Source organism: Methylopila turkensis (genome assembly GCF_027922325.1).
GTDB classification, from domain to species: domain Bacteria; phylum Pseudomonadota; class Alphaproteobacteria; order Rhizobiales; family Methylopilaceae; genus Methylopila; species Methylopila turkensis.
In genome coordinates this window covers 499,361-518,714 of sequence record NZ_BSFL01000002.1, presented here as the reverse complement: position 1 = coordinate 518,714, position 19,354 = coordinate 499,361, and the positions used below count along the sequence as shown (strand labels likewise).

General features: G+C 67.6%; 20 protein-coding genes. 3 read left to right on the top strand and 17 right to left on the bottom strand.

The annotated features are described in order from the left end of the window. Nucleotides 1-39: 39 nt before the first annotated feature. Nucleotides 40-645, top strand: coding sequence for an ester cyclase (locus PKE78_RS09140; protein ID WP_271200559.1), 606 nt, complete (start codon nt 40-42; stop codon nt 643-645). Nucleotides 646-729: 84 nt separating this feature from the next. Continuing rightward, entirely contained in the window at nt 730-1,575 is an 846-nt protein-coding gene (locus tag PKE78_RS09135) for an SDR family oxidoreductase (RefSeq protein WP_271200558.1), read from the top strand. Nucleotides 1,576-1,702: 127 nt separating this feature from the next. On the opposite strand, the gene PKE78_RS09130 is transcribed toward PKE78_RS09135, so the two are convergent. From PKE78_RS09130 to PKE78_RS09050, 17 genes are all read right to left on the bottom strand, one after another. Continuing rightward, the gene (locus PKE78_RS09130; protein ID WP_271200557.1) at nt 1,703-2,944 is read right to left on the bottom strand and encodes an FAD-dependent monooxygenase; all 1,242 of its coding nucleotides are present in this window, start codon (nt 2,942-2,944) and stop codon (nt 1,703-1,705) included. A 48-nt stretch (nt 2,945-2,992) separates the two neighbouring features. Further along, entirely contained in the window at nt 2,993-3,442 is a 450-nt protein-coding gene (locus PKE78_RS09125) for a MarR family winged helix-turn-helix transcriptional regulator (protein ID WP_271200556.1), read from the bottom strand. A 132-nt stretch (nt 3,443-3,574) separates the two neighbouring features. Beyond that, entirely contained in the window at nt 3,575-4,021 is a 447-nt protein-coding gene (locus PKE78_RS09120; RefSeq protein WP_271200555.1) for a PTS sugar transporter subunit IIA, read from the bottom strand. A gap of 2 nt (nt 4,022-4,023) precedes the next feature. Further along, on the bottom strand, nt 4,024-4,719 hold the full coding sequence (locus PKE78_RS09115; RefSeq protein ID WP_271200554.1) for a response regulator transcription factor: 696 nt from the start codon (nt 4,717-4,719) through the stop codon (nt 4,024-4,026). Further along, entirely contained in the window at nt 4,716-7,424 is a 2,709-nt protein-coding gene (locus PKE78_RS09110; RefSeq protein WP_271200553.1) for a sensor histidine kinase, read from the bottom strand. Before PKE78_RS09110 ends, PKE78_RS09115 begins: the two co-directional genes overlap by 4 nt. A 31-nt stretch (nt 7,425-7,455) precedes the next feature. Then, nucleotides 7,456-8,061 (bottom strand): K(+)-transporting ATPase subunit C, encoded by a 606-nt coding sequence (locus tag PKE78_RS09105; RefSeq protein ID WP_271200552.1) that lies wholly within the window; start codon nt 8,059-8,061, stop codon nt 7,456-7,458. Between the two features lie 11 nt (nt 8,062-8,072). Next, nucleotides 8,073-10,142, bottom strand: coding sequence for a potassium-transporting ATPase subunit KdpB (gene kdpB, locus PKE78_RS09100; RefSeq protein WP_428981261.1), 2,070 nt, complete (start codon nt 10,140-10,142; stop codon nt 8,073-8,075). A gap of 46 nt (nt 10,143-10,188) precedes the next feature. Further along, nucleotides 10,189-11,892 (bottom strand): potassium-transporting ATPase subunit KdpA, encoded by a 1,704-nt coding sequence (kdpA, locus tag PKE78_RS09095; RefSeq protein ID WP_271200550.1) that lies wholly within the window; start codon nt 11,890-11,892, stop codon nt 10,189-10,191. 13 nt (nt 11,893-11,905) lie between these two features. Continuing rightward, a complete protein-coding gene (kdpF, locus tag PKE78_RS09090) occupies nt 11,906-11,995 on the bottom strand; it encodes a K(+)-transporting ATPase subunit F (RefSeq protein WP_271200549.1) in 90 nt (29 codons plus the stop codon). A gap of 230 nt (nt 11,996-12,225) precedes the next feature. Further along, on the bottom strand, nt 12,226-12,423 hold the full coding sequence (locus PKE78_RS09085) for a hypothetical protein (RefSeq protein ID WP_271200548.1): 198 nt from the start codon (nt 12,421-12,423) through the stop codon (nt 12,226-12,228). A 72-nt stretch (nt 12,424-12,495) separates the two neighbouring features. Further along, on the bottom strand, nt 12,496-13,182 hold the full coding sequence (rutR, locus tag PKE78_RS09080) for an HTH-type transcriptional regulator RutR (protein WP_271200547.1): 687 nt from the start codon (nt 13,180-13,182) through the stop codon (nt 12,496-12,498). An 18-nt stretch (nt 13,183-13,200) separates the two neighbouring features. After that, the gene (locus PKE78_RS09075) at nt 13,201-13,719 is read right to left on the bottom strand and encodes a flavin reductase (protein ID WP_309299101.1); all 519 of its coding nucleotides are present in this window, start codon (nt 13,717-13,719) and stop codon (nt 13,201-13,203) included. Between the two features lie 60 nt (nt 13,720-13,779). Next, nucleotides 13,780-14,553: a pyrimidine utilization protein D gene (rutD, locus tag PKE78_RS09070; RefSeq protein ID WP_271200546.1), complete on the bottom strand. Its 774-nt coding sequence runs from the start codon at nt 14,551-14,553 to the stop codon at nt 13,780-13,782. Nucleotides 14,554-14,573: 20 nt separating this feature from the next. Continuing rightward, a complete protein-coding gene (rutC, locus tag PKE78_RS09065) occupies nt 14,574-14,963 on the bottom strand; it encodes a pyrimidine utilization protein C (protein ID WP_271200545.1) in 390 nt (129 codons plus the stop codon). A gap of 11 nt (nt 14,964-14,974) precedes the next feature. Next, entirely contained in the window at nt 14,975-15,712 is a 738-nt protein-coding gene (gene rutB / locus PKE78_RS09060) for a pyrimidine utilization protein B (protein ID WP_271200544.1), read from the bottom strand. Then, entirely contained in the window at nt 15,712-16,800 is a 1,089-nt protein-coding gene (gene rutA / locus PKE78_RS09055; RefSeq protein WP_271200543.1) for a pyrimidine utilization protein A, read from the bottom strand. The genes rutB and rutA overlap by 1 nt, the downstream gene beginning before the upstream one ends. A 227-nt stretch (nt 16,801-17,027) precedes the next feature. Then, the gene (locus PKE78_RS09050; protein WP_271200542.1) at nt 17,028-18,086 is read right to left on the bottom strand and encodes a hypothetical protein; all 1,059 of its coding nucleotides are present in this window, start codon (nt 18,084-18,086) and stop codon (nt 17,028-17,030) included. 422 nt (nt 18,087-18,508) lie between these two features. On the opposite strand from PKE78_RS09050, the gene PKE78_RS09045 reads away from it, so the two are divergent. After that, a complete protein-coding gene (locus PKE78_RS09045) occupies nt 18,509-19,252 on the top strand; it encodes an SDR family NAD(P)-dependent oxidoreductase (protein ID WP_271200541.1) in 744 nt (247 codons plus the stop codon). Nucleotides 19,253-19,354 lie beyond the last annotated feature (102 nt).

The window sequence follows — 19,354 nt, the reverse complement described above, 5'->3', positions numbered from 1 at the left end:
CGTCCATATGGGCTGGAGGAACAGGCTGCAGGAGCGATCATGAGCGAGCCCGAAACTTCGGCCACACCCATGGCCGGCGACGCGACGACGGTGCGCCCAGGCGGATCGTCCGGGCCGAACCGACGGCAGGCGGTCCAGATGGGCATGGTTCTCGGCTTGATCGGGGCGCCGACCGTGGCGTTCGGCGAATCCGCGGACGCCGCCGCCGGCGCGCCCCGGCCCATGTCGCAAAGCCGGTTCGCGGCCGGCCTGATCCGCATCGGCGAAGACGCGATCGCGCGTGAGAACGACGCTGCGCTCGACGCCTATTTCGCGCCGGACTTCGTCATCCATAGCCCCGGCGGAGACCTGCCCTACGGCGAACTCAAGGCCTATTTCGCGGCGCTTCGGGCGGCGTTCGCCGATCTCAGGATCAGGCGGGCCGCGATCGTCGGCGAAGGACGCTATCTGGCGTCCCGGACGATGTTTTCCGGAACCTTCACGGCGACGTTCAGCCGTTCGCCGGTCGGGCCGCTGCGGCCCCACGGCCGGCATGTCGAGTGGGAGGTGATGAACCTCTTCCGCTACGACGAGCAGGATCGCCTGGCCGAGGAATGGGTGAGCTACGACGTCCGATCGCTTCTGCAGAAGCTGGGCGCCGCCTGATCGTCCCCTGCGGTCTCGTCCGCCATCCCTCGCATCGAGACGCCTCAGCCAGCGAGCCGAGCGCGTCGCCACCCGAGAGCCCCAATGAGCAAAACATGGTTCATCACCGGAGCCTCCTCCGGTATTGGCAGGATCGCGACCGAGCGGCTGCTCGTCCGCGGCGACCGCGTGGTCGCCACGGTCAGGCGCGTGGACGCGCTGTCTGAGCTTGAGCGCGCCCACGGCGACCGTCTCACGACGCTGCGCCTCGATCTCACCGACAAAGCCGCCGTCTCCTCGACGATCGACGACGCGTTCGCCCGCGCGGGACGGATCGACGTCGTCGTCAGCAACGCCGGCTACGGCCTGTTCGGCGCGGCCGAAGAGGTGACGAGCGAGCAGATCGACCGTCAGATTGCGACCAACCTGATGGGCCCGATCGAGCTCATCCGAAGCGCGATCCCGCACCTGCGCCGCCAAGGCGGCGGCCGTATCGTTCAGGTGTCGTCGGAAGGCGGCCAGATCGCCTACCCGAATTTCAGCCTCTACCACGCCACCAAATGGGGCGTGGAAGGCTTCATCGAAGCCGTCGCTCAGGAAGTGCGCCCGTTCGGGATCGACTTCATCATCGCCGAACCAGGTCCCACGGCGACGAACTTCGGCGCCGGGCTCGACCGCGCGTCCGAGATGACCGTCTACGACGACACGCCGGCCGGGGCGGTTCGGCGCGCCATCGCGGACGGCAGCTTCGTCGTCAGGGGCGATGCGGCGCGCACGGTGGACGCGATCATCGCAGCCGCCGACATGGCGACGCCTCCCTTCCGTCTGGTTCTCGGCGGCTCGGCCTATGAGGCCATCACCGCCGCGCTGGAAAAGCGTCTTGCCGAGGCGAGAGGGCAGCGCAGCGTGGCGTATTCCGCCGATCGGGACACGAGCGCCGTCGACGCTTGATCCTTGCGCCTTTCATCGGAACTGGATTCCGATCAGCGCGATCGACAGCGTCAGCGCGACGCCCGGCGCGACGCTCCACCGCCGCGGCAAGGACCGCCGCGGGCAGGCGCCTGCCTAGCCCCCACGGTCATTTCCAAGCCGCTTCGCCTCTCGATGGCGGACGTGTGCGGCTGTCTGACGGATGTTCAGGGTAGCTGGACAGGTCGGGCGCCTTCGTCTCCCCCGCGAACAGCTTGGCGGCCAGATTGCGCACGGCTGGCCGGCTCGCGACACCCAACGCACCGTGCAGAAGGCGGATGCCGAGCCGGCTACGGGGATGCATCAGGCGGGGCGCGATCTTCGGCACGCCTTGGCCGTCCTCGACCATGGGGCGGATCGCGGCCTCATAGCGCTCCAGCGCGGCCGACACGTCGCCGTCGCGGTCGCGCTCTCCCGCCAGCACATAGGCTCCCGTCAACGCGAGCGTCGTGCCGACGCCGGCGAGCGGCGTCGCGCACCACGCCGCGTCGCCCGTCAGCACCACGCGACCCTTCGACCAGCGCTTCATCCGGACCTGGCGCAAGACGTCGAAGTAGAAGTCCTGCGTGCCGTCCATCCCTGCTAGGACACGCTCCGTCTGCCATCCTGCGTCCGCGAAGCGCTCACGCATGTAGGCCTTTTGCCGGTCCACATCCCACTCATGCTCTCCGTCCGGCGCCTGCTGAAGGGTCAGGCTGGCGCGCGTCGCGCCGTGATTGTCGGGACGCAACGAGATGCTCCGTCCCTTGGTCGCATTGCACCAGCGCCACATCCGATCGTCGTCCGGCGCGCGGGCGATGGTGAAGTAGGCGATGGTGAGATCCATCCAACGCGGATCGTTCTCGCCGGGAAACACGAGTTCGCGCGTCCGCGACCCGACGCCCTCGGCAACGACGACCAGATCGTAGCTTTCGGTCGCGCCGCCGGCGAAGGTGACGACGGCGCGGTCCGCCTCGTCCTCGATGCGCTCGATCCAATCGCCGAAGCGGAACGTCGCGTGCTCGCGCGCGGGTTCGTAAAGGAGACGCGCCAAGTCGCCGCGCAGGATCTCCAACTCGGCGGTTGGGCCGTCACCGGACAGCTCGTCGGTCAAGAACGCCGCCTTGACGGCGCCATTCCGATCGACCCATGCCGTTCCTTCCTCGCCCGTTCCCCGTTCCAGCGCGGCCTGCTCCAACCCCATGCGGCGCAGCACCTCGCGTCCGACGCCGCGTACGTCGATGTTCTGACCGCCGTCGCGGAACTCCGAGGCTCTCTCGACGACATCGACCGTGTGGCCCAGGCGACCGAGCCACCAGGCTGCGGTGGCGCCGGCGACGCTGGCTCCGGAAACGAGGATGCGGCGTGACATGACATGGACCTCTGCGGTCAAAGAATATCATATCTGATATAAATCGGATTAGGCTCGGTCAAGGTTGCCGATCAGCCTCTGAAGCAACGCGACAAGTTGGCCGACTTCCTCGGGCTCAAAACCCTGAAGCCCGCGAGCGTTGCCGTTGATCAGGGCCTCGCCGCCGATCCGGGCGGCGTCCCGCCCTGCGTCCGTCAGCTGCACCAGGGCCGCCCGTCGATCGTCCAGCGACGGCGCGCGGGCGATCAGTCCCATAGTCTCCAGCTTGTCGAGCATGGCCACCATGGCCGGCTGCCTGACGGCGGACGACCGGACGATGTCGCGTTGAAGAAGCGGCCCCTTCCACGACAGAAGCAGGAGCGGCCCGATCAAGGCCATCGTCAGGCCGTGCGGCTTAAGCGCCGCGTCCACTCCGCGATTGAAGGCGCGTGCGGCATGGTTGGCGAGGTATCCTGGGGCGATCGCCGCCTCCGGATGGATATCGTCCTCATCTTGCATAGTGTCTATCTGCGCAATTGCGACGGGCCTTGTCACCGCCCACACAGGGGAGCCCCGGACGCGGACCTGCGGAGACCAAGCCTAAGACGCTTGGGCGCTGGTCCTGCGCGGACGGCTTGGCGGGGGGCGGGCTCAGCGCGTGACGAATGCCTGATGGAAGGCGGCGTTCGAAACCGCGTTCTGCAGGCCCTTCAATGCGACGGGATCCCGAAATCGCCGTGACGCCTTGGCGAGCGTTTCAGAAGCGAGGGTCGCGTTCCCCGCCGGCAGCAGGAGAAGGCAGACGAGGCTCACCGGTCGCCCATCGATCGCTTCGAAGTCGATAGCCTTCCTGAGGCGGACCACGAAGCCGATCGGCTCGCGCAACGCGGCCAGCCGGGCGTGGGGAATCGCGGTTCCGTCGCCCATTCCCGTGGATCCCAGAGCTTCTCGGTCGAGAAGCGCTTGGACGCACTCTTTGGGGTCGACGCCGGCGACCCTGCACAGACGGACGCCCAAGTCGCGGATCAGTTCTGATTTCGAATTCGCCGGATAGTTGATGGAGGCGTGAGAAGCCGGGAAAGCATCGTGAAGCTGCATCGCTAGTCGGGCGCCCGAAGACGGTAGCCCACCCCTGTTTCTGTGAGGATGAACCGCGGGCGCTCCGGTTCGGCTTCGATCTTTTGCCGGAGCTGGGCGACATGAACGCGGAGGTTCTGCACTTCGAAAGAGCCCCCCCAGACTTCCCGTATGAGATATTCATGGGTGAGAGCCCGCCCGGCGTTCTGCACAAGCACCCGCAGAATCTCATATTCGCGAGGGGTGAGTTTCACGTCGCGATCGCCGAGTCTCACGACCCGCCGGACGAGATCGACCGAAAGATCGTCGAGCGTGAATATCGCGCGCTCGCCTCGGCTCTGCAGCCGATGGCGCAGCGCCACCCGCAGGCGCGCCATGAGTTCGGCCGCCCCGAAGGGTTTCGTCACGTAGTCGTCGGCGCCGAGCTCGAGCGCCTCTACGATGCCCGGCTCGTCGATCCTGCTCGACAGGATCACGACCGGGGTCAGGTCGCCGGCGGCGCGCCATTCCCGCAGCAGGTCTTGCCCGGCGATGTCGGGCAAGCCGAGATCCAGGATGATGAGGTCCGGCGCCGGCTTGCGAGCCCGCATCACGCGGGCTTCCGCCCCGTTCTGAGCCTCGATGACCTCAAAGCCCTGCGTCCCCAAGCCCGTGCGAAGGAGCTTTCGGATCGGCGGCTCGTCGTCGACCACGAGAACCCGGATCGCAGGCGCGCTCATTGCAGGGCTCCGGTCGTAATCTCCCCCGGCAGCGAGATCGCGAAGACGGCTCCATTGCGATCGCGCCGATTGCCGGCGGTGATGGAGCCGCCCATGGCCTCGATGAACCCTTTGCAGATCGCCAGGCCAAGGCCGGTGCCGGCGCGGACGCTGTCAGCCTTGGTCACGCGGTAGAATTTATCGAACACGCGATCAAGATCGCCCGGAGGAATCCCCGGGCCTTCATCCAGAACTTCGATCACGACGGCCCCACGACGTCCAGGCTCGGCTCGGATCGTGATCGTCGAGGCGTCCGCATATTTGGCGGCGTTGTCGAGAAGATTGAACAGAGCGTGGTCGAACAGGACCGCGTCGACCTTGACCATCGGAAGTTCCGCGGCGAGTTCGACGTCGACGTGTCTGTCGCCAAGCACCTGAGAGGCCCGCTTCAACGCGGCGCCCACGAGGTCGCTGACGTCGTGCGGTCCGATGTTGGGTTCGAGAGCCCCTGACTCGAGCCGCGTCATGTCCAGCAGGTTGGCGATGAAGCGATTGAGCCGCTCGGACTCGTCGCGGATCGTCAGCAGCAGCTCGTCGGTGGCGGTTTCGTCCAGGGCCGACCGGAAGTCGCGCAGCGTAGAGCTTGCGCCCATGATCGCGGCGAGCGGGGTCCGGAGGTCGTGGCTGATCGAGGTCAGCAGCGCCTGCCTGAGCCGGTCGGTCTCGGCGGCTCGCTCGGCGATCGCGATGTCGGCCACAAGGTTGACGCGCTCGATCGCGATCGCGGCCTGATCGGCGAGCGCGTCCATCAGGCGCTTCTGCTCGGGGTTGAGAAGGTCGCCGACCGTGTCGCGGTCGACGCCGACGACGCCGACCGGCCCACGCGCCGTTCTTAGCGGGAGGAACAGGCGCTTGGCCCCCGGCAGCGTATCCGCGCCGCGGCCGGCCGGAGTGTTGCTCTCGAACGTCCATTTGGCGGCCGCGAGGTCGGCTGCGTCCAGCACGTCCTCCGGCGGATAGCTCGCGCCGATCTCAAGCGGCCCGGCTGCGGACGGCAGAAGCAGCACGACGCGCAGGTTCAGCATCGAGGCGATCTGGTAAGCGGTCGCCCAGAGAGCGTCGTCGAGCGTCGTCACCCCCGCGAGCTTGCGGCTGAAGCTGTAGAGCGCCTCGGTATTCTTCGCGCGCCGGCGCGCGGCGGAAGCCTGCCGGCTGACGAGCGCGGCCAGGTTCGACACGACGAGCGCCACGACGGTGAACAGCATCAGCGCCGCGACGTTCGTCGGATCGGCGATGGTGAACGTCCCGGTGGGGGGCAGGAAGAAGAAGTTGTAGCAGAGCGACCCAGCGGCGACCGCGACCAGCGAAGGCCAGAGCCCGAAGCGCACCGCCACGACGACGATGGCGGTCAGGAACAGGAGGTCGACCGTTTCGACGCCGATCCAGGGCAGCAGCGCGAGGCCGAGGCCCAACGCGACGGCGGATGCGGCCAGCGCCGCGCCGATGGCCGCGAACGACGTCGGCTCGTTGACGATACGGCCGCGGGTCGCCGCCGCCGCAGCAGGGGCCGCGCCGGCGACCGCTCCGGCCACGATGTGGACGCTGATGCCGCCGGAGCGGTCGATCAGCTCGGCCGTCAGCGAGTTCTGGAGCCACCGCATCCACTGCGGCCGCGGCGACTTGCCGATGATGATCTGGGTGACGTTGCGCTCGCGCGCGAGCGCAAGAATGTCGTCGACGAATTCGCGCCGCACGGCCGGGATGATCACGGCCTCGCCGCCGAGCCGTTCGGCTAGGCGCAGCGCCTGCGCGACGCCGTCCTTGTTCTCCTCGCTGGACCGGACGCCGCCCGGCAGCTCGACATGGACGGCGAGCCATGGGGCCTGCAGCCGGTCGGCCATCCGCTTCGCCGCCCTTACGAGGTTCGCGGCCTGCGCGCCGTCCTCGACGCAGACCATCACCCGCTCGCCCGCGGCCCATGGCCCGGCGATCGCGTTGGCGCGCATGTGGTTGACGAGCTGCGCGTCGACGCGCTGCGCGGTGCGCCGGAGCGCAAGCTCCCGCAAGGCGGTCAGATTGCCTTGGCTGAAGTAGTGGGCGGTGGCGCGCTCGGCGGTCTTTGGCAGATAGATTTTGCCGTCCTTCAGGCGGCGGATGAGGTCGTCTGGGGTGATGTCGATGAGCTCGATGTCATCGGCGCGGTCGATGATTCTGTCCGGCACGGTCTCGCGCACCCGGATGCGGGTGATCTGCGCGACGATGTCGTTGAGGCTTTCGACATGCTGGATGTTGAGCGTCGTCCAGACGTCGATCCCTTCGGACAGGAGCTCCTCGACGTCCGACCAGCGCTTGGCGTGACGGGAGCCCTCGGCGTTGGTGTGCGCGAGTTCATCGACGAGAGCGAGTTCGGGGCGACGCGCGATCAGCGCGTCGAGGTCCATCTCGTCGAAGGCGCGCCCGCCGAACGCGGAGGCGCGTCGCGGCAGGACTTCGAGCCCTTCGAGCAGACCTTCTGTTTCGGCTCGACCGTGGGTCTCGACCACGCCCACGACCACGTCCCGGCCGGCTCCGCGAGCGGCTTGCGCCTCCGACAGCATCTCGAACGTCTTGCCCACGCCCGGCGCCGCCCCGAGGAATATCTTGAGGCGGCCCGGCGTCTCCCGCCGCGCCGTCTCGAGCAAAGCGTCCGGCGAGGGGCGTCGATCGGCGCTGTCGTCAAATGTCATCGCGCGAGGGTCCCAGCGCCGCCTTCGGCCGTCAACGCGCGCCGAGTTCGTCCAGCGCGAGATTGAGGGCGAGCACGTTGACGCGCGGTTCCCCGAGAAGGCCGAGGGTGCGCGGCTCGACGGTCCTTTCCACGAGCTCGCGCACCCGATCGGGCGCGAGACCCCGGGCCCTGGCCACGCGGTCTGCCTGGAACAGCGCGGCCTCAGGGCTGAGGTGCGGGTCGAGGCCGGACGCCGAGGTCGTCACGAGGTCCATCGGGACCGGCTGCGACGGGTTCTGCGCCTTGCGCGCCTCGACGTCGGCCTGCACCCGCTCGATCAGCGCCTTCGAGGTAGGGCCGTAGTTCGAGCCGCCGGAGTTCGCGGCGTTGTACGGAGCCGATATCGACCTCGAGCTGTCGGCCGGGTCCGGGCCGACGGTCGCCGACGGCCGGCTCTGAAAGTAACGGTCGGAGACGAAGCTCTGACCCATGACCGACGAGCCGATGACCTTGCCGTCCTGCTCCACCAGGCTGCCATTAGCCTGTTTCGGGAAGACGGCCTGGGCGACGCCCGTCATGGCGAAGGGATAGGCGACGCCGGTGAGCAGGGTGAAAGCGCCGAGAAGGACGAGCGCGGGACGAAGATGGTTCAGCATGGCGCGCTCCTTCACGCGAGACCGATGGTCGTGATGACGACGTCGATGAGCTTGATGCCGATGAACGGCGCGATGAGGCCGCCGAGGCCATAGACAGCCAAGTTCCGGCGCAGCAGCGGCCCGGCCCCGATCGCGCGATACGTCACGCCCTTCAGCGCAAGCGGGATCAGCGCCACGATGATCAGCGCGTTGAACACGATCGCCGACAGGATCGCGCTCTGGGGCGTCGAGAGCCCCATGACGTTGAGCGCGCCGAGCTGGGGATAGACCGCCGCGAACATCGCCGGGATGATGGCGAAGTACTTCGCGACGTCGTTGGCGATCGAAAAGGTCGTCAGCGAGCCCCGGGTCATGAGCAGCTGCTTGCCGATCTCGACGATCTCGATGAGCTTCGTCGGATCGCTGTCGAGGTCGACCATGTTGCCGGCCTCGCGGGCCGCCACGGTTCCGGTGTTCATCGCGACGCCGACGTCGGCCTGCGCGAGCGCGGGCGCGTCGTTGGTGCCGTCGCCGCACATGGCGACCAGCTTGCCCTTGGCCTGCTCGTCGCGGATGAGCTTCAGCTTGTCCTCGGGCGTGGCTTCGGCGAGGAAGTCGTCGACGCCCGCCTCCGCGGCGATCGCGGCCGCGGTCATCGGGTTGTCGCCCGTGATCATGACGGTGCGGATGCCCATGCGGCGGAGCTCGGCGAAGCGTTCCCGGATGCCGCCCTTCACGATGTCCTTGAGATGGACCACCCCGAGCAGGCGGCCGTCGCGCGCGACCGCAAGCGGCGTGCCGCCGGCCTTCGAGACCCGCTCCGCGATCGAGCGAACGTCCTGTTCGGCCTTCGCGTCCGCGCCGACGCTGAAGGCGCGGGCGACGCGGGACCCATAGGCGGCGGAGGCCGCCGGCTCTGCGACGTGCCTCAACACGGCGTCGACCGCGCCTTTGCGGACGCTCGAGGCGTCCATGTCGACGCCCGACATGCGGGTCTGGGCCGTGAACGGCACGAAGGTCGCCTTGAGCGAGGCCATGTCGCGCTCGCGGATGCCGTATCGTTCCTTGGCCAGCACCACGATCGAACGGCCCTCCGGCGTCTCGTCGGCGAGCGAGGCGATCTGGGCCGCGTCCGCGAGCTCCTGTTCGGTGACGCCCGACACCGGGATCATCTCCGAGGCTTGGCGGTTGCCGAGCGTGATCGTGCCGGTCTTATCGAGCAGCAGCGTGTCGACGTCGCCCGCGGCCTCGACCGCGCGGCCGGACATCGCGAGCACGTTGAAGCGCACCAGCCTATCCATGCCGGCGATGCCGATGGCCGACAGCAGCGCGCCGATCGTGGTCGGGATGAGCGTCACGAACAGCGCGACGAGCACGATCACGCCGATCTGTCCGCCCGCATAGGCCACGAAGCTCGGGATCGAGGCGACCGCGAAGATGAAGATCAGCGTCATGCCGGCGAGCAGGATCGTCAGCGCGATCTCGTTCGGGGTCTTCTGGCGCTGCGCGCCTTCGACCAGTGAGATCATGCGGTCGAGGAAGGTCGAGCCGGCGGCCGCCGTCACCCGCACCTTGATCATGTCGGACAGCACCTGAGTGCCGCCCGTGACCGCCGAGCGGTCGCCGCCGCTTTCGCGGATGACGGGCGCGGACTCGCCGGTGATCGCGGCCTCGTTGACCGAGGCCATGCCCTCGATCACCTCGCCGTCCGCCGGGATGATCTCGCCGGCCTCGACCACGACGACGTCGCCGACCTTGAGGCTCGCGCCGGCGAGGCGCTCGATGGAGCCGTCGGCGGTCAGCAGGTTCGCCTCGGTCTCGCTGCGCACCTTGCGCAAGGAGTCCGCCTGCGCCTTGCCGCGCCCCTCCGCCACCGCCTCGGCGAAGTTGGCGAACAGCAGGGTGAACCAGAGCCACAGGACGATCTGGAACGAGAAGCCGAGTTCGGCTCCGCCGCTCGCCACGTCGCGGACGAAGATGATCGTGGTGAGGAGCGCCACGACCCAGACCGCGAACATCACCGGATTCTTGATGAGCGCGCGCGGGTCGAGCTTCTTGAACGAGGCCGTGACCGCGGGACCGACGATCTCGGGCGCGAACAGGCTGGCTGTCGAATTGCGTGACATTTTCGGTGCTCCCTCGCGCGGCTCAGAAGGTCTGGCCGGCGAGCATGGCGAGATGTTCGACGATGGGTCCAAGCGCGAGCGCCGGGAAGAACGTGAGGCCGCCGACGATGATCACGACGCCGACCAGCAGGCCCACGAACAGGCCGCCATGGGTCGGGAAGGTGCCGGCCGAGGCGGGCGCGGTCTTCTTGGCCACAAGCGCGCCGGCGATGGCCATCACCGGGATGATCATGAAGTAGCGGCCGACCAGCATCGAGACGCCGCCGGTGATGTTGTACCAGGGGGTGTTGCCGGTGAAGCCGGCGAAGGCCGAGCCGTTGTTCCCGACGCTCGACGAGTAGAGGTACATGATCTCCGAGAAGCCGTGGGGACCCGCGTCCTGCACGCTGGAGAGGCCGAACGGCGCCACCGTCGCGATCGACATGAAGCCGAGGATGAACAGCGGCAGCACGAGGATGCCGAGCAGCGCGAACTTGACCTCGCGCCCCTCGATCTTCTTGCCAAGATACTCCGGCGTGCGGCCGACCATCAGGCCCGCGACGAACACCGCGACGATGACATAGAGCAGCATGCCGTAGAGGCCCGAGCCGACGCCGCCGAAGATGACCTCGGAAAGCTGCATCAGCAGGATCGGCATCAGTCCCGCGAGCGGGGTCAGGCTGTCGTGCATGGCGTTCACGGAGCCGTTCGAGGCCGCCGTGGTCGCGACCGACCAGAGGCTCGAATTGGCGATCCCGAAGCGGACCTCCTTGCCCTCCATCGCGCCGCCCGAGAGGCCGAGCGCGTGGAGCAGCGGGTTGCCGGAGCCTTCCGCCCAGTAGGAGACGGCGACGCAAGCCAGGAACACGACCGACATCGCGGCGTAGATCGCCCAGCCCTGCCGCTCGTCCTTCACCATGCGTCCGAAGGTGACGCAGAGCGCGGCCGGGATCAGCAGGATCGCGAGCATCTCGACGAAGTTCGAGAGCGGCGTCGGGTTCTCGTAGGGGACCGCGGAGTTCGCGTTCCAGAAGCCGCCGCCGTTGGTGCCGAGCTGCTTGATCGCGATCTGCGAAGCCGCCGGGCCCTGGCTGATGGTCTGCTTCGCCCCTTCGAGCGTCGTGGCGTCGACGTAAGCCGCCATGTTCTGGGGCACGCCCTGCCAGACGAGGAACAGGCCGAGGAGGATCGACAGCGGCAGCAGCACGTAGAGGGTCGTGCGGGTCATATCGACCCAGAAGTTGCCGACCGTCTTGGCCGAGGCGCGCGCGAAGCCGCGGATGATGGCGAGCAGCAGGGCGACGCCGGTCGCGGCCGAGACGAAGTTCTGCGTCGTCAGGCCCACCATCTGGCTGAAGTAGCTCAGGGTGCTTTCGCCGCCGTAGTTCTGCCAGTTGGTGTTGGTGGCGAACGAGACCGCGGTGTTGAAGGCGAGCTCCGGCGAGAGCGCCGACATGCCCTGCGGATTGAGCGGCAGCACGTCCTGCAGGCGCAGGATCGCGTAGAGCAGGAAGAAGCCCGCGGCGTTGAACACGAGCATCGCGACCGCGTAGCCGGTCCAGCTCTGCTCGGTCCGCTCGTCGACGCCCGCGACGCGGTAGAAGCCGCGCTCGATCGGGCCCAGGACGGGGGTGAGGAAGGTCCGTTCGCCGTCGAAGGTTCTCGCCATGAAGCGCCCGAGCGGAGCCGCGAGCGCCGTCAGGACCGCGAAGTAGATCGCGATCTGCAGCCAGCCGTTGAGTGTCATGTCTTGATGTCCGTCAGAACCGCTCGGGGCGGATCAGGGCGAAGGTGAGGTAGCCGAGAAGGCCGACCGTTACGATCGCCGCGAGCGTGAATTCGAAGCTCATCGGGATCTCCTCAGAGCCGGTCGCAAGCGAAGCAGTAGCCGATGGCGAGGGCGAAGAAGCCGCCCCCGAGACCGAGCATCAGAATATCCATTGTCAACATCCCGCACGTGGGTTGCGCGCAAACGTCATCCGCCGGTGCGAAAGCTGCGCGATGTGCAGCAATAGATGTCAGTGACCGTATAAAGGATCGAGACGGAAGCTTGTTCGCCGATATAAAGAACGTATAAATATTAGCAGTCGAGCGGCTCACCTTTTTGCGGCTTCGCGATCTTCGCAAGCGGCGGCTCACGCTTGAGGATGTCGTCCTCGATCCGCGAGACGCCGGCCTGCGCCGTCTCGATCGCGACGTCGGCAGTTTGCGACGACGAGAACAAGGGTCGAGGGTCGACCAGGATCACGACAGCCGGATTGCAGCCGACGAAGGCCACCGCCGACTTCGAGGCCTCAGCGCGCTCTCTCGTTCGCCCGCTGAACTCAGGCCGACGACTGACGCGCGCGGCTCAGGCGCGATCGGGCGCGAGGCTGCGGATCACCAGACGGAGCACGTTGTCCGTCGCCTGGTCGAAAAAGGCGGGATCGTCGAGGCCGCGACCGGAGATCGCCTCGACCTGGGTCGCGAAGTCGGCGTAGTGCTGGGTCATCGCCCAGATCGCGTAGATCAGATGGTGCGGGTCGACCGGCGCGATCTTGCCCTCGTCCGCCCATGTCCTGATGATCGCCGCCTTGCGGTCGACGAGATCCTTGAGCGACGTGCGCAGCTCCTCGCCGATCATGGGCGCGCCCTGCATGACCTCGAGACAGAACAGGCGCGAGGAGCGCGGCTCGGCCTGCGCCATCCTCATCTTGAGCCGCACGTAATCCTCGATCGCCTGCAGCGGCTCGGCGTCGACGGTGAGCGACTCCAGCGGCGCCAGCCAGTCGTCGAGCAGGCGCTTCAGCACGGCGACGTAAACCTCGTCCTTGCTGCGGAAGTAATAGAACAGGTTGGTCTTCGAGACGTCGGCGGCCTCGGCGATCTGGTCGACGGTGACGCCGCGCAGTCCGTAGCGCGAGAACAGCCCGAGCGCGGCGTCGAGAATGGCGGACTTGCGCTCCGCGACGCGCTGGCGACGCCGCGGCCGATCAGGCGGCCCGGGCTCGCGTCGCGCCGTCGTTCCGGACGACCGCGTCTTCAGGCTCGTCGGCATGGGTCCGCCCGGCATCCGTCACACCGCGTGGTAGCGACGGTCGAAATAGACCAGGCCCGCGGCGATATCGTGCAGACGCACATTCATGACGTGGCAGAACAGGACGTCGTGGCTTCCGAAGGACGAGACGTCGACGATGCGGCAGTCGAACGCGGCGGTCGCGCCGACCAGCTCCGGCGCGCCGGTCACGCCTTCGCGCCACTCCGCCGCGGCGAAACGCTCGGGCGTCGGCGTCTCTCCGCCGAACAGTCGCGACAGGGTTTCGTGCCCGGGAGCGAGCACGTTGACGCACAGCGCGTCGTTGCCCGCGAAGGTCTCGAACACCGACGCCGAGCGGTTGAGGCAGACGAGCAGCGACGGCGGCGCGTCCGAGAGGCTGCAGACCGCGGACGCCGTGAAGCCCGCGCGTCCGGCCGGCCCGTCGGTCGTGACGAGGGTCACCGCGGCCGAGAGCCGCGACATGCCCTGCCGGAACCGGTCGCGGCTGACCGCGGCGCGCTCGGGATCGGCCGCGGGACGCCCGGTCATCGCGTTCATGGGCGCCGCCCCGCGCCTGCGCCCTGCGCCGACCGCCCATCGCCCCGGCCCACGTCCGTCTCAGAGGTCATCGAGGAACTCCAGCAAAGCCGCGTTGAAGGCGGGGGCTTCCGTCACGGTCGAAGCGTGGCCGCCGGAGCCCAGCCGCAGCCGGCCGCGCGGCAGGCCTTCGGCGAGGTCGCGCGAGGCGGTCCAGGGGACCAGGACGTCGTCCGTCGCCGCGACGACCAGCGTGGGGGTCGAGATATCCGACAGCCTTCGCGAGACGTCGAAGGCGCTCAAAGCCGCGATCCGCCGCAGCAGCGTGTCCTCGCCCTGGAAGCCTTCGATCGCATGGGCCTCGTCGGCGGCGAGACGCGCCTCGTTCGCCGCGATCCATTCCGCGGGATAGAGGAAGATCGCTTGCGCCCGCGCATAGGCCACGATGCCCGCATGCCGGAGCAGCGCGGTGCGGGCCTCAAAGCACCGCAGGGTGGGCGAGGCGACCTTCGCCCAGGCGTTGACGAGCGTCAGGCTCGCGAGCCGCTCCGGCCGCCTGAGCGCGAGATCGAGGCCGACGAGCCCGCCGAGCGCGTGGCCGACGAAATGAACCGGCCCGAAGCCGCCGTCGTCGAGGATCTCGATCACGTCGTCGGCCATGTGGCCGATCGTGTAGCCGTCCGGCAGCGGACCCGCGTTCGCGCCGCAGCCGCGATGGTCGTAGACGACGACGCGGTAGCGCGCTTCGAGCGCGGCGAGCTGCGGCTTCCAATAGGCGCCGAAGCCGCCGAGGCCGGTCGACAGCACGACCGCGCCGGCGTCCGGCCCTGTCCGGCCCGTCACGTCATAGCGCATGCCGCAGGTCCCCGTCCGGCTCAGGCTCGGCCGACATGGGCGATCGAGGCGATCTCCACCAGCGCGTCGGGCTTCACGAGGCCGCACTGGATACAGTAGCGGGCCGGACGGTCCTGCGGAAAATATTCGGCGTAGACGGCGTTCATCGCGGGGTAGTTCGCCCAGTCCGTCAGGAAGATGTGGTTGAAGGTGATGTCCGTCATCGCGCCGCCCGCGGCCTCGACGACGGACTTGATGATCTCCAGCACATGGCGCGTCTGGGCGGCGACGTCGCCCACATGGACGATGTCGTTGTTCGTGTCGAAGGGCAGCGTGCCGGAGACGTAGAGCACGCCGTCGGCGAGCGTTCCGGGCGAGTAGGGCGCGATCGGCGTTCCGGTTCCGGGCGGGGTGATGATGGTCTTCGGCATCGGAGCTCCTTTCAAGCCTTCGCGGCCGGGGTCTGGGAGATCGCGCCGCAGAAGTCGGCGGTGGTGGACACCCAGCCGAAGAACTTCTCGACGTTGTAGAGGCTCGCCTCGCGGATGAAGTCCGGTCCGAGGTGGTGCACGGCGTCCTCGAGTACGACGCCGAAATATTCGAGGTGGAACGCGTCCCTGAGCGACGACTCCACGCAGACGTTGGTCGCCACGCCGACGAACACCAGCGTGCGGATGCCGCGCGAGCGCAGCACGCTGTCGACATTGGTGTTGAAGAAGCCGCTGTAGCGGGTCTTCGGAATCAGGATGTCGCCGGGCTGCGGCTTGAGTTGGTCGATGATGTCGTAGTCCCAGCCGCCCTTCGCGAGCAGCTGTCCCTTGAGCTCGGGCCGGGCGCGCATGGTCTTGAGCGCGTTCGACTTGTGCCAGTTGGGTGAGCCCGGCCCCCCGGCCTCGACATAGTCGGGATCCCAGCCGTTCTGGAAATAGACGACGGTGACGCCCGCCGCCCGCGCGGCTTCGAGCGTCTTGCCGATCTGGCGGATGGCGGGGGCGGCCCCGGAGACGTCGAAGCCGGCGATGTCGACATAGCCGCCCGTGGAGGCGTAGGCGTTCTGCATGTCGACGACGATCACCGCGGTCTCGCTCGGCCTGAGCGTCAGCGGCTCAGGCCGCGCGGGCAGGATCACGTGGTCGTCGGCGGACGGCGCGACGTAGCCGGCGTGGAGCGGCGCGGCCATCAGATCGCCTCGGCCAGCGGCGCGACCGTCGCGCGCGAGCGCATCAGCGGCTGGATGCGCTCGCCGAAGTCGTCGACGCCCTTCACGAAGTCGTCGAAGGTCAGCAGCACGCCCTCGCAGCCCGGCACCGTGTCGATCTCGTCCAGCATCCTCGCGACGGTTGCGTAGGAGCCGATCAGCGTGCCCATGTTGATGTTCACCGGCGACGTCGGGTCGGCCATCTGGCGGACGTTGGTGTCCTTGCCCGACGACTTGTCGACGTTCGACTGGTCGACGAGCCATTTCAGCGCCTCCTCGTCGGCGCCGGACTTGTAGAGCTCCCATTTCGCACGTGCCGCCTCGTCGGTCTCGTCGGCGATGATCATGAAAAGCGCGAAGGAGGTGACGTTCCGCCCGGTCTCGTTCGTCCAGCGGCTCAGCGTCTCGACCGTGGGAGCGAAGGCGGTCGGCGTGTTGAGGCCCTTCCCGAAGCAGAAATTGTAGTCGGCGTACTTCGCCGAGAACGCCATGCCGGCGTCGCTCTGCCCGGCGCAGATGATCTTCAACTCTCCTTCCGGCCGCGGGCTCAGCCGGCAGTCGTCCATCTGGAAGAAGTCGCTCTTGCGGTCGGAGCGGCCCGTCTCCCACAGCTCGCGCAGGATCTGGACATATTCCGCCAGATACTCGTAGCGCCGGCTAAAGTACGCATCGCCGGGCCACAGCCCCATCTGGGAATATTCCGGCTTCTGCCAGCCGGTGATGAGATTGAGGCCGAAGCGCCCGTTCGAGATCGAGTCGATCGTCGAGGCCATGCGGGCCGCGATCGCCGGAGGCACGACCAGCGTCGCCGAGGTCGCGAACAGCTTGATGCGCGAGGTGACCGCCGCGAGCCCCGCCATCAGGGTGAAGGACTCGAGGTTGTGGTCCCAGAACTCGGTCTTGCCGCCGAAGCCGCGCAGCTTGATCATCGACAGCGCGAAGTCGAAGCCGTGCTTCTCCGCCTTCTGCACCACGGTCTTGTTGAGCTCGAAGGTCGGCTTGTATTGCGGCGACGTCTCGGAGATCAGCCACCCGTTGTTCCCGATCGGGATGAATACGCCGATTTTCATGGGCCGCGTCCTTCTGCTCCGGCTGATCGGGCGGATCGCCGCCCGACAGGTCGTGCGTCACGGAAGCAGCCGGCGTGCCAGACGAGGAAGCGTCAGCTATCGCAACAGCTTAGGTGGAGCGAGTGAAGCGCGATCGGACCAAATGGTCTGATTTTGAGCAATCGGTCCGGTTTCGCCGCCCTTTCCTTGCCCAGCGAAGAGGCGCGGCGCTTCGGTCCGCGCCGCCCTCAGCCGTGTTGCTCCGCCATCCGGCGATCGACGAGGCGATGAAGGTCGAACGCGTCGAAGTCGTTGGCGGGCGCCGGTATCGGAATGTCGATGTCGCCGTTCCAGAACGCGACCGTCCCGAGCGTCACCCGCGCTCCCTTCTTTCCCGGCCATTCGTCGAACCGGGTGTGGATCGAGCGCTCGAACGGCAGTTCGGCGCCTGCGACCTCGATGCGGTCGAGCGGGAAGCCGCCGGTCACCGGCACGAACTTCAGCTCGAGGCCGTCGCTGACGTTGAACCAGGTCTCTTTGAACCGCACGCCGGAGGGCCCGGCGAGCTTCAGCATGGCGCGGCAGTCTCGAGCGTTAACGTAGAAGCCGATGCAGCGTCCGGCGGTCGGGAATTCGATCGCGTCGCCGGCGCGAAGCTCGATGTGCTCGAAGGACAACAGCCTGTTCGCGCGCACCGACAGGGCGCGGCCAGGGATCAACTGCTCAGGTTTGAACACGCTGAAGTTGTCGGAATAGTCGACCGCGGGCGCGGCCTTCGGGGCGGCGTAATCCGCAAGCGCAAGCCCGAGTTGGTGTCCGGCCGCATAGGCGATCTCGCGCCTGGGATGGCCGAGATGCTCGTAGAGGCCGGGCTTGTCGCCGAGGATCTTGCGTCCGTACCTGAGGGTCAGGTCCCGGAAGCTGACGAATTGCGACCCGCAGGCGGCCGCGATCACGCGCCGTTTCAGATACTGCGGCGAGGCCTTCTTGATGAAGTTCACCTTGGTGAAGCCGAGCGTGATCAGGTTGACGCGCGAGGCCAGCGTCGACATGAGCTCGAAGATCAGCCGATTGTTGTAATTTATGTCGCCGATGCGTCGCGAAAGATGTTCGTCGTTTACGATGCAGTCCAGGATGACATGATCGTATCCTGACAGGTCATCGGCCAGATTGGTGACGAACTGCATACCGGGGGATGCGCCGACGATGTGCTTGTCGATTTGGGCGTCAGGTAAAGCTGCGCGGAAGCCGTAAGTCCAACCATCCTTGAGGATCGAGTTCGACGTGCCGAGGATCAAGATCTTCATAAAGGCTTTTCAAGCTCCATAAGACTGCATTGCAAACGGCGCGCTTCCTGAGTGTGGCTCTTGATCTCGGCGTCGCGGCCTTCATGGGCCGGAACGCATGGGATGGCAACGGACCGGACGTCGCGGCCCCGCGACCATTCGCCGGAGCGCAGACCCGCGCTGGGCAAGCTCGTTTGGACCCGCGCGCCCGTACCGGCGGCCGGCCTCGGGCTGTGCGAACAGCGAAGGCGGTTCGGCGATTGGAAGTCCTCAGATCGAGCGGACGGCTCTAGGCCGGACCATCCGCGCGGCTTTCAGTAGCGAACGATACAGTAAGCGTTGACAGCGCCCGCTTCGATAAATACCGATCGGTACAGAACCGGTCGATGTGAAATCGACCTCGCCCGTCTGTCCGGCGCTCGCGCCGTCAAAGGAACGTCCCCATGTCAAACTCACTCGAAGGCAAGGTCGCGGTGGTCACCGGCGGCAGCACCGGCATCGGCCTCGGGATCGCCAAGCGTTTCGCGTCCGAGGGCGCGACTGTGGTGATCACCGGGCGTCGCCAGGCCGAACTCGACGCCGCAGTCGCGGAGATCGGCGAGAAGGCCTCGGCGTTCCGCGCCGACGTCTCTTCGCTCTCCGACCTCGACGCGCTCTATTCCGACGTGTCGCAGCGCCACGGCCGCATCGACGTGCTGGTCGCGAACGCCGGCGGCGGCAGCCTGGCGAAGCTCGGCGAGATCACCGAGGAGCATTACGACACGACCTTCGCGATCAACGTGAAGGGCGTGCTGTTCACGGTGCAGAAGGCGCTGCCGCTGATGGGGCAGGGCGGCTCGATCATCGTGACCGGCTCCACCACCTCGATCATGGGAACCGAGGCGTTCAGCGTCTACAGCGGCACGAAGGCGGCGATCCGCAACTTCGTGCGCAGCTGGATCCTCGATCTCAAGGGCAGCGGCATCCGGGTCAATGTCCTGAGCCCCGGGCCGATCGACACGCCGGCGCTGCGCGGCGTCGCGGAGCAGGCGCCTGGTCTGATCGAGCATTTTTCCGCCGTGGTCCCCCTCGGCCGGATCGGCGATCCCGACGAGACCGGCAAGGTCGCCGTCTTCCTCGCCTCAGACGCCTCCAGCTTCGTGAACGGCGCGGAGCTGTTCGTCGACGGCGGCCTGGCGCAGGTCTGAGCCCGGCCCCCGGCAAGGCGCGCTCGCAGGCGACGCCGGCCAGACTCGGAATGAAGCCCGTCATGGTCCGGCTTGACCGGACCATCCACGTCCGGCGTGGAG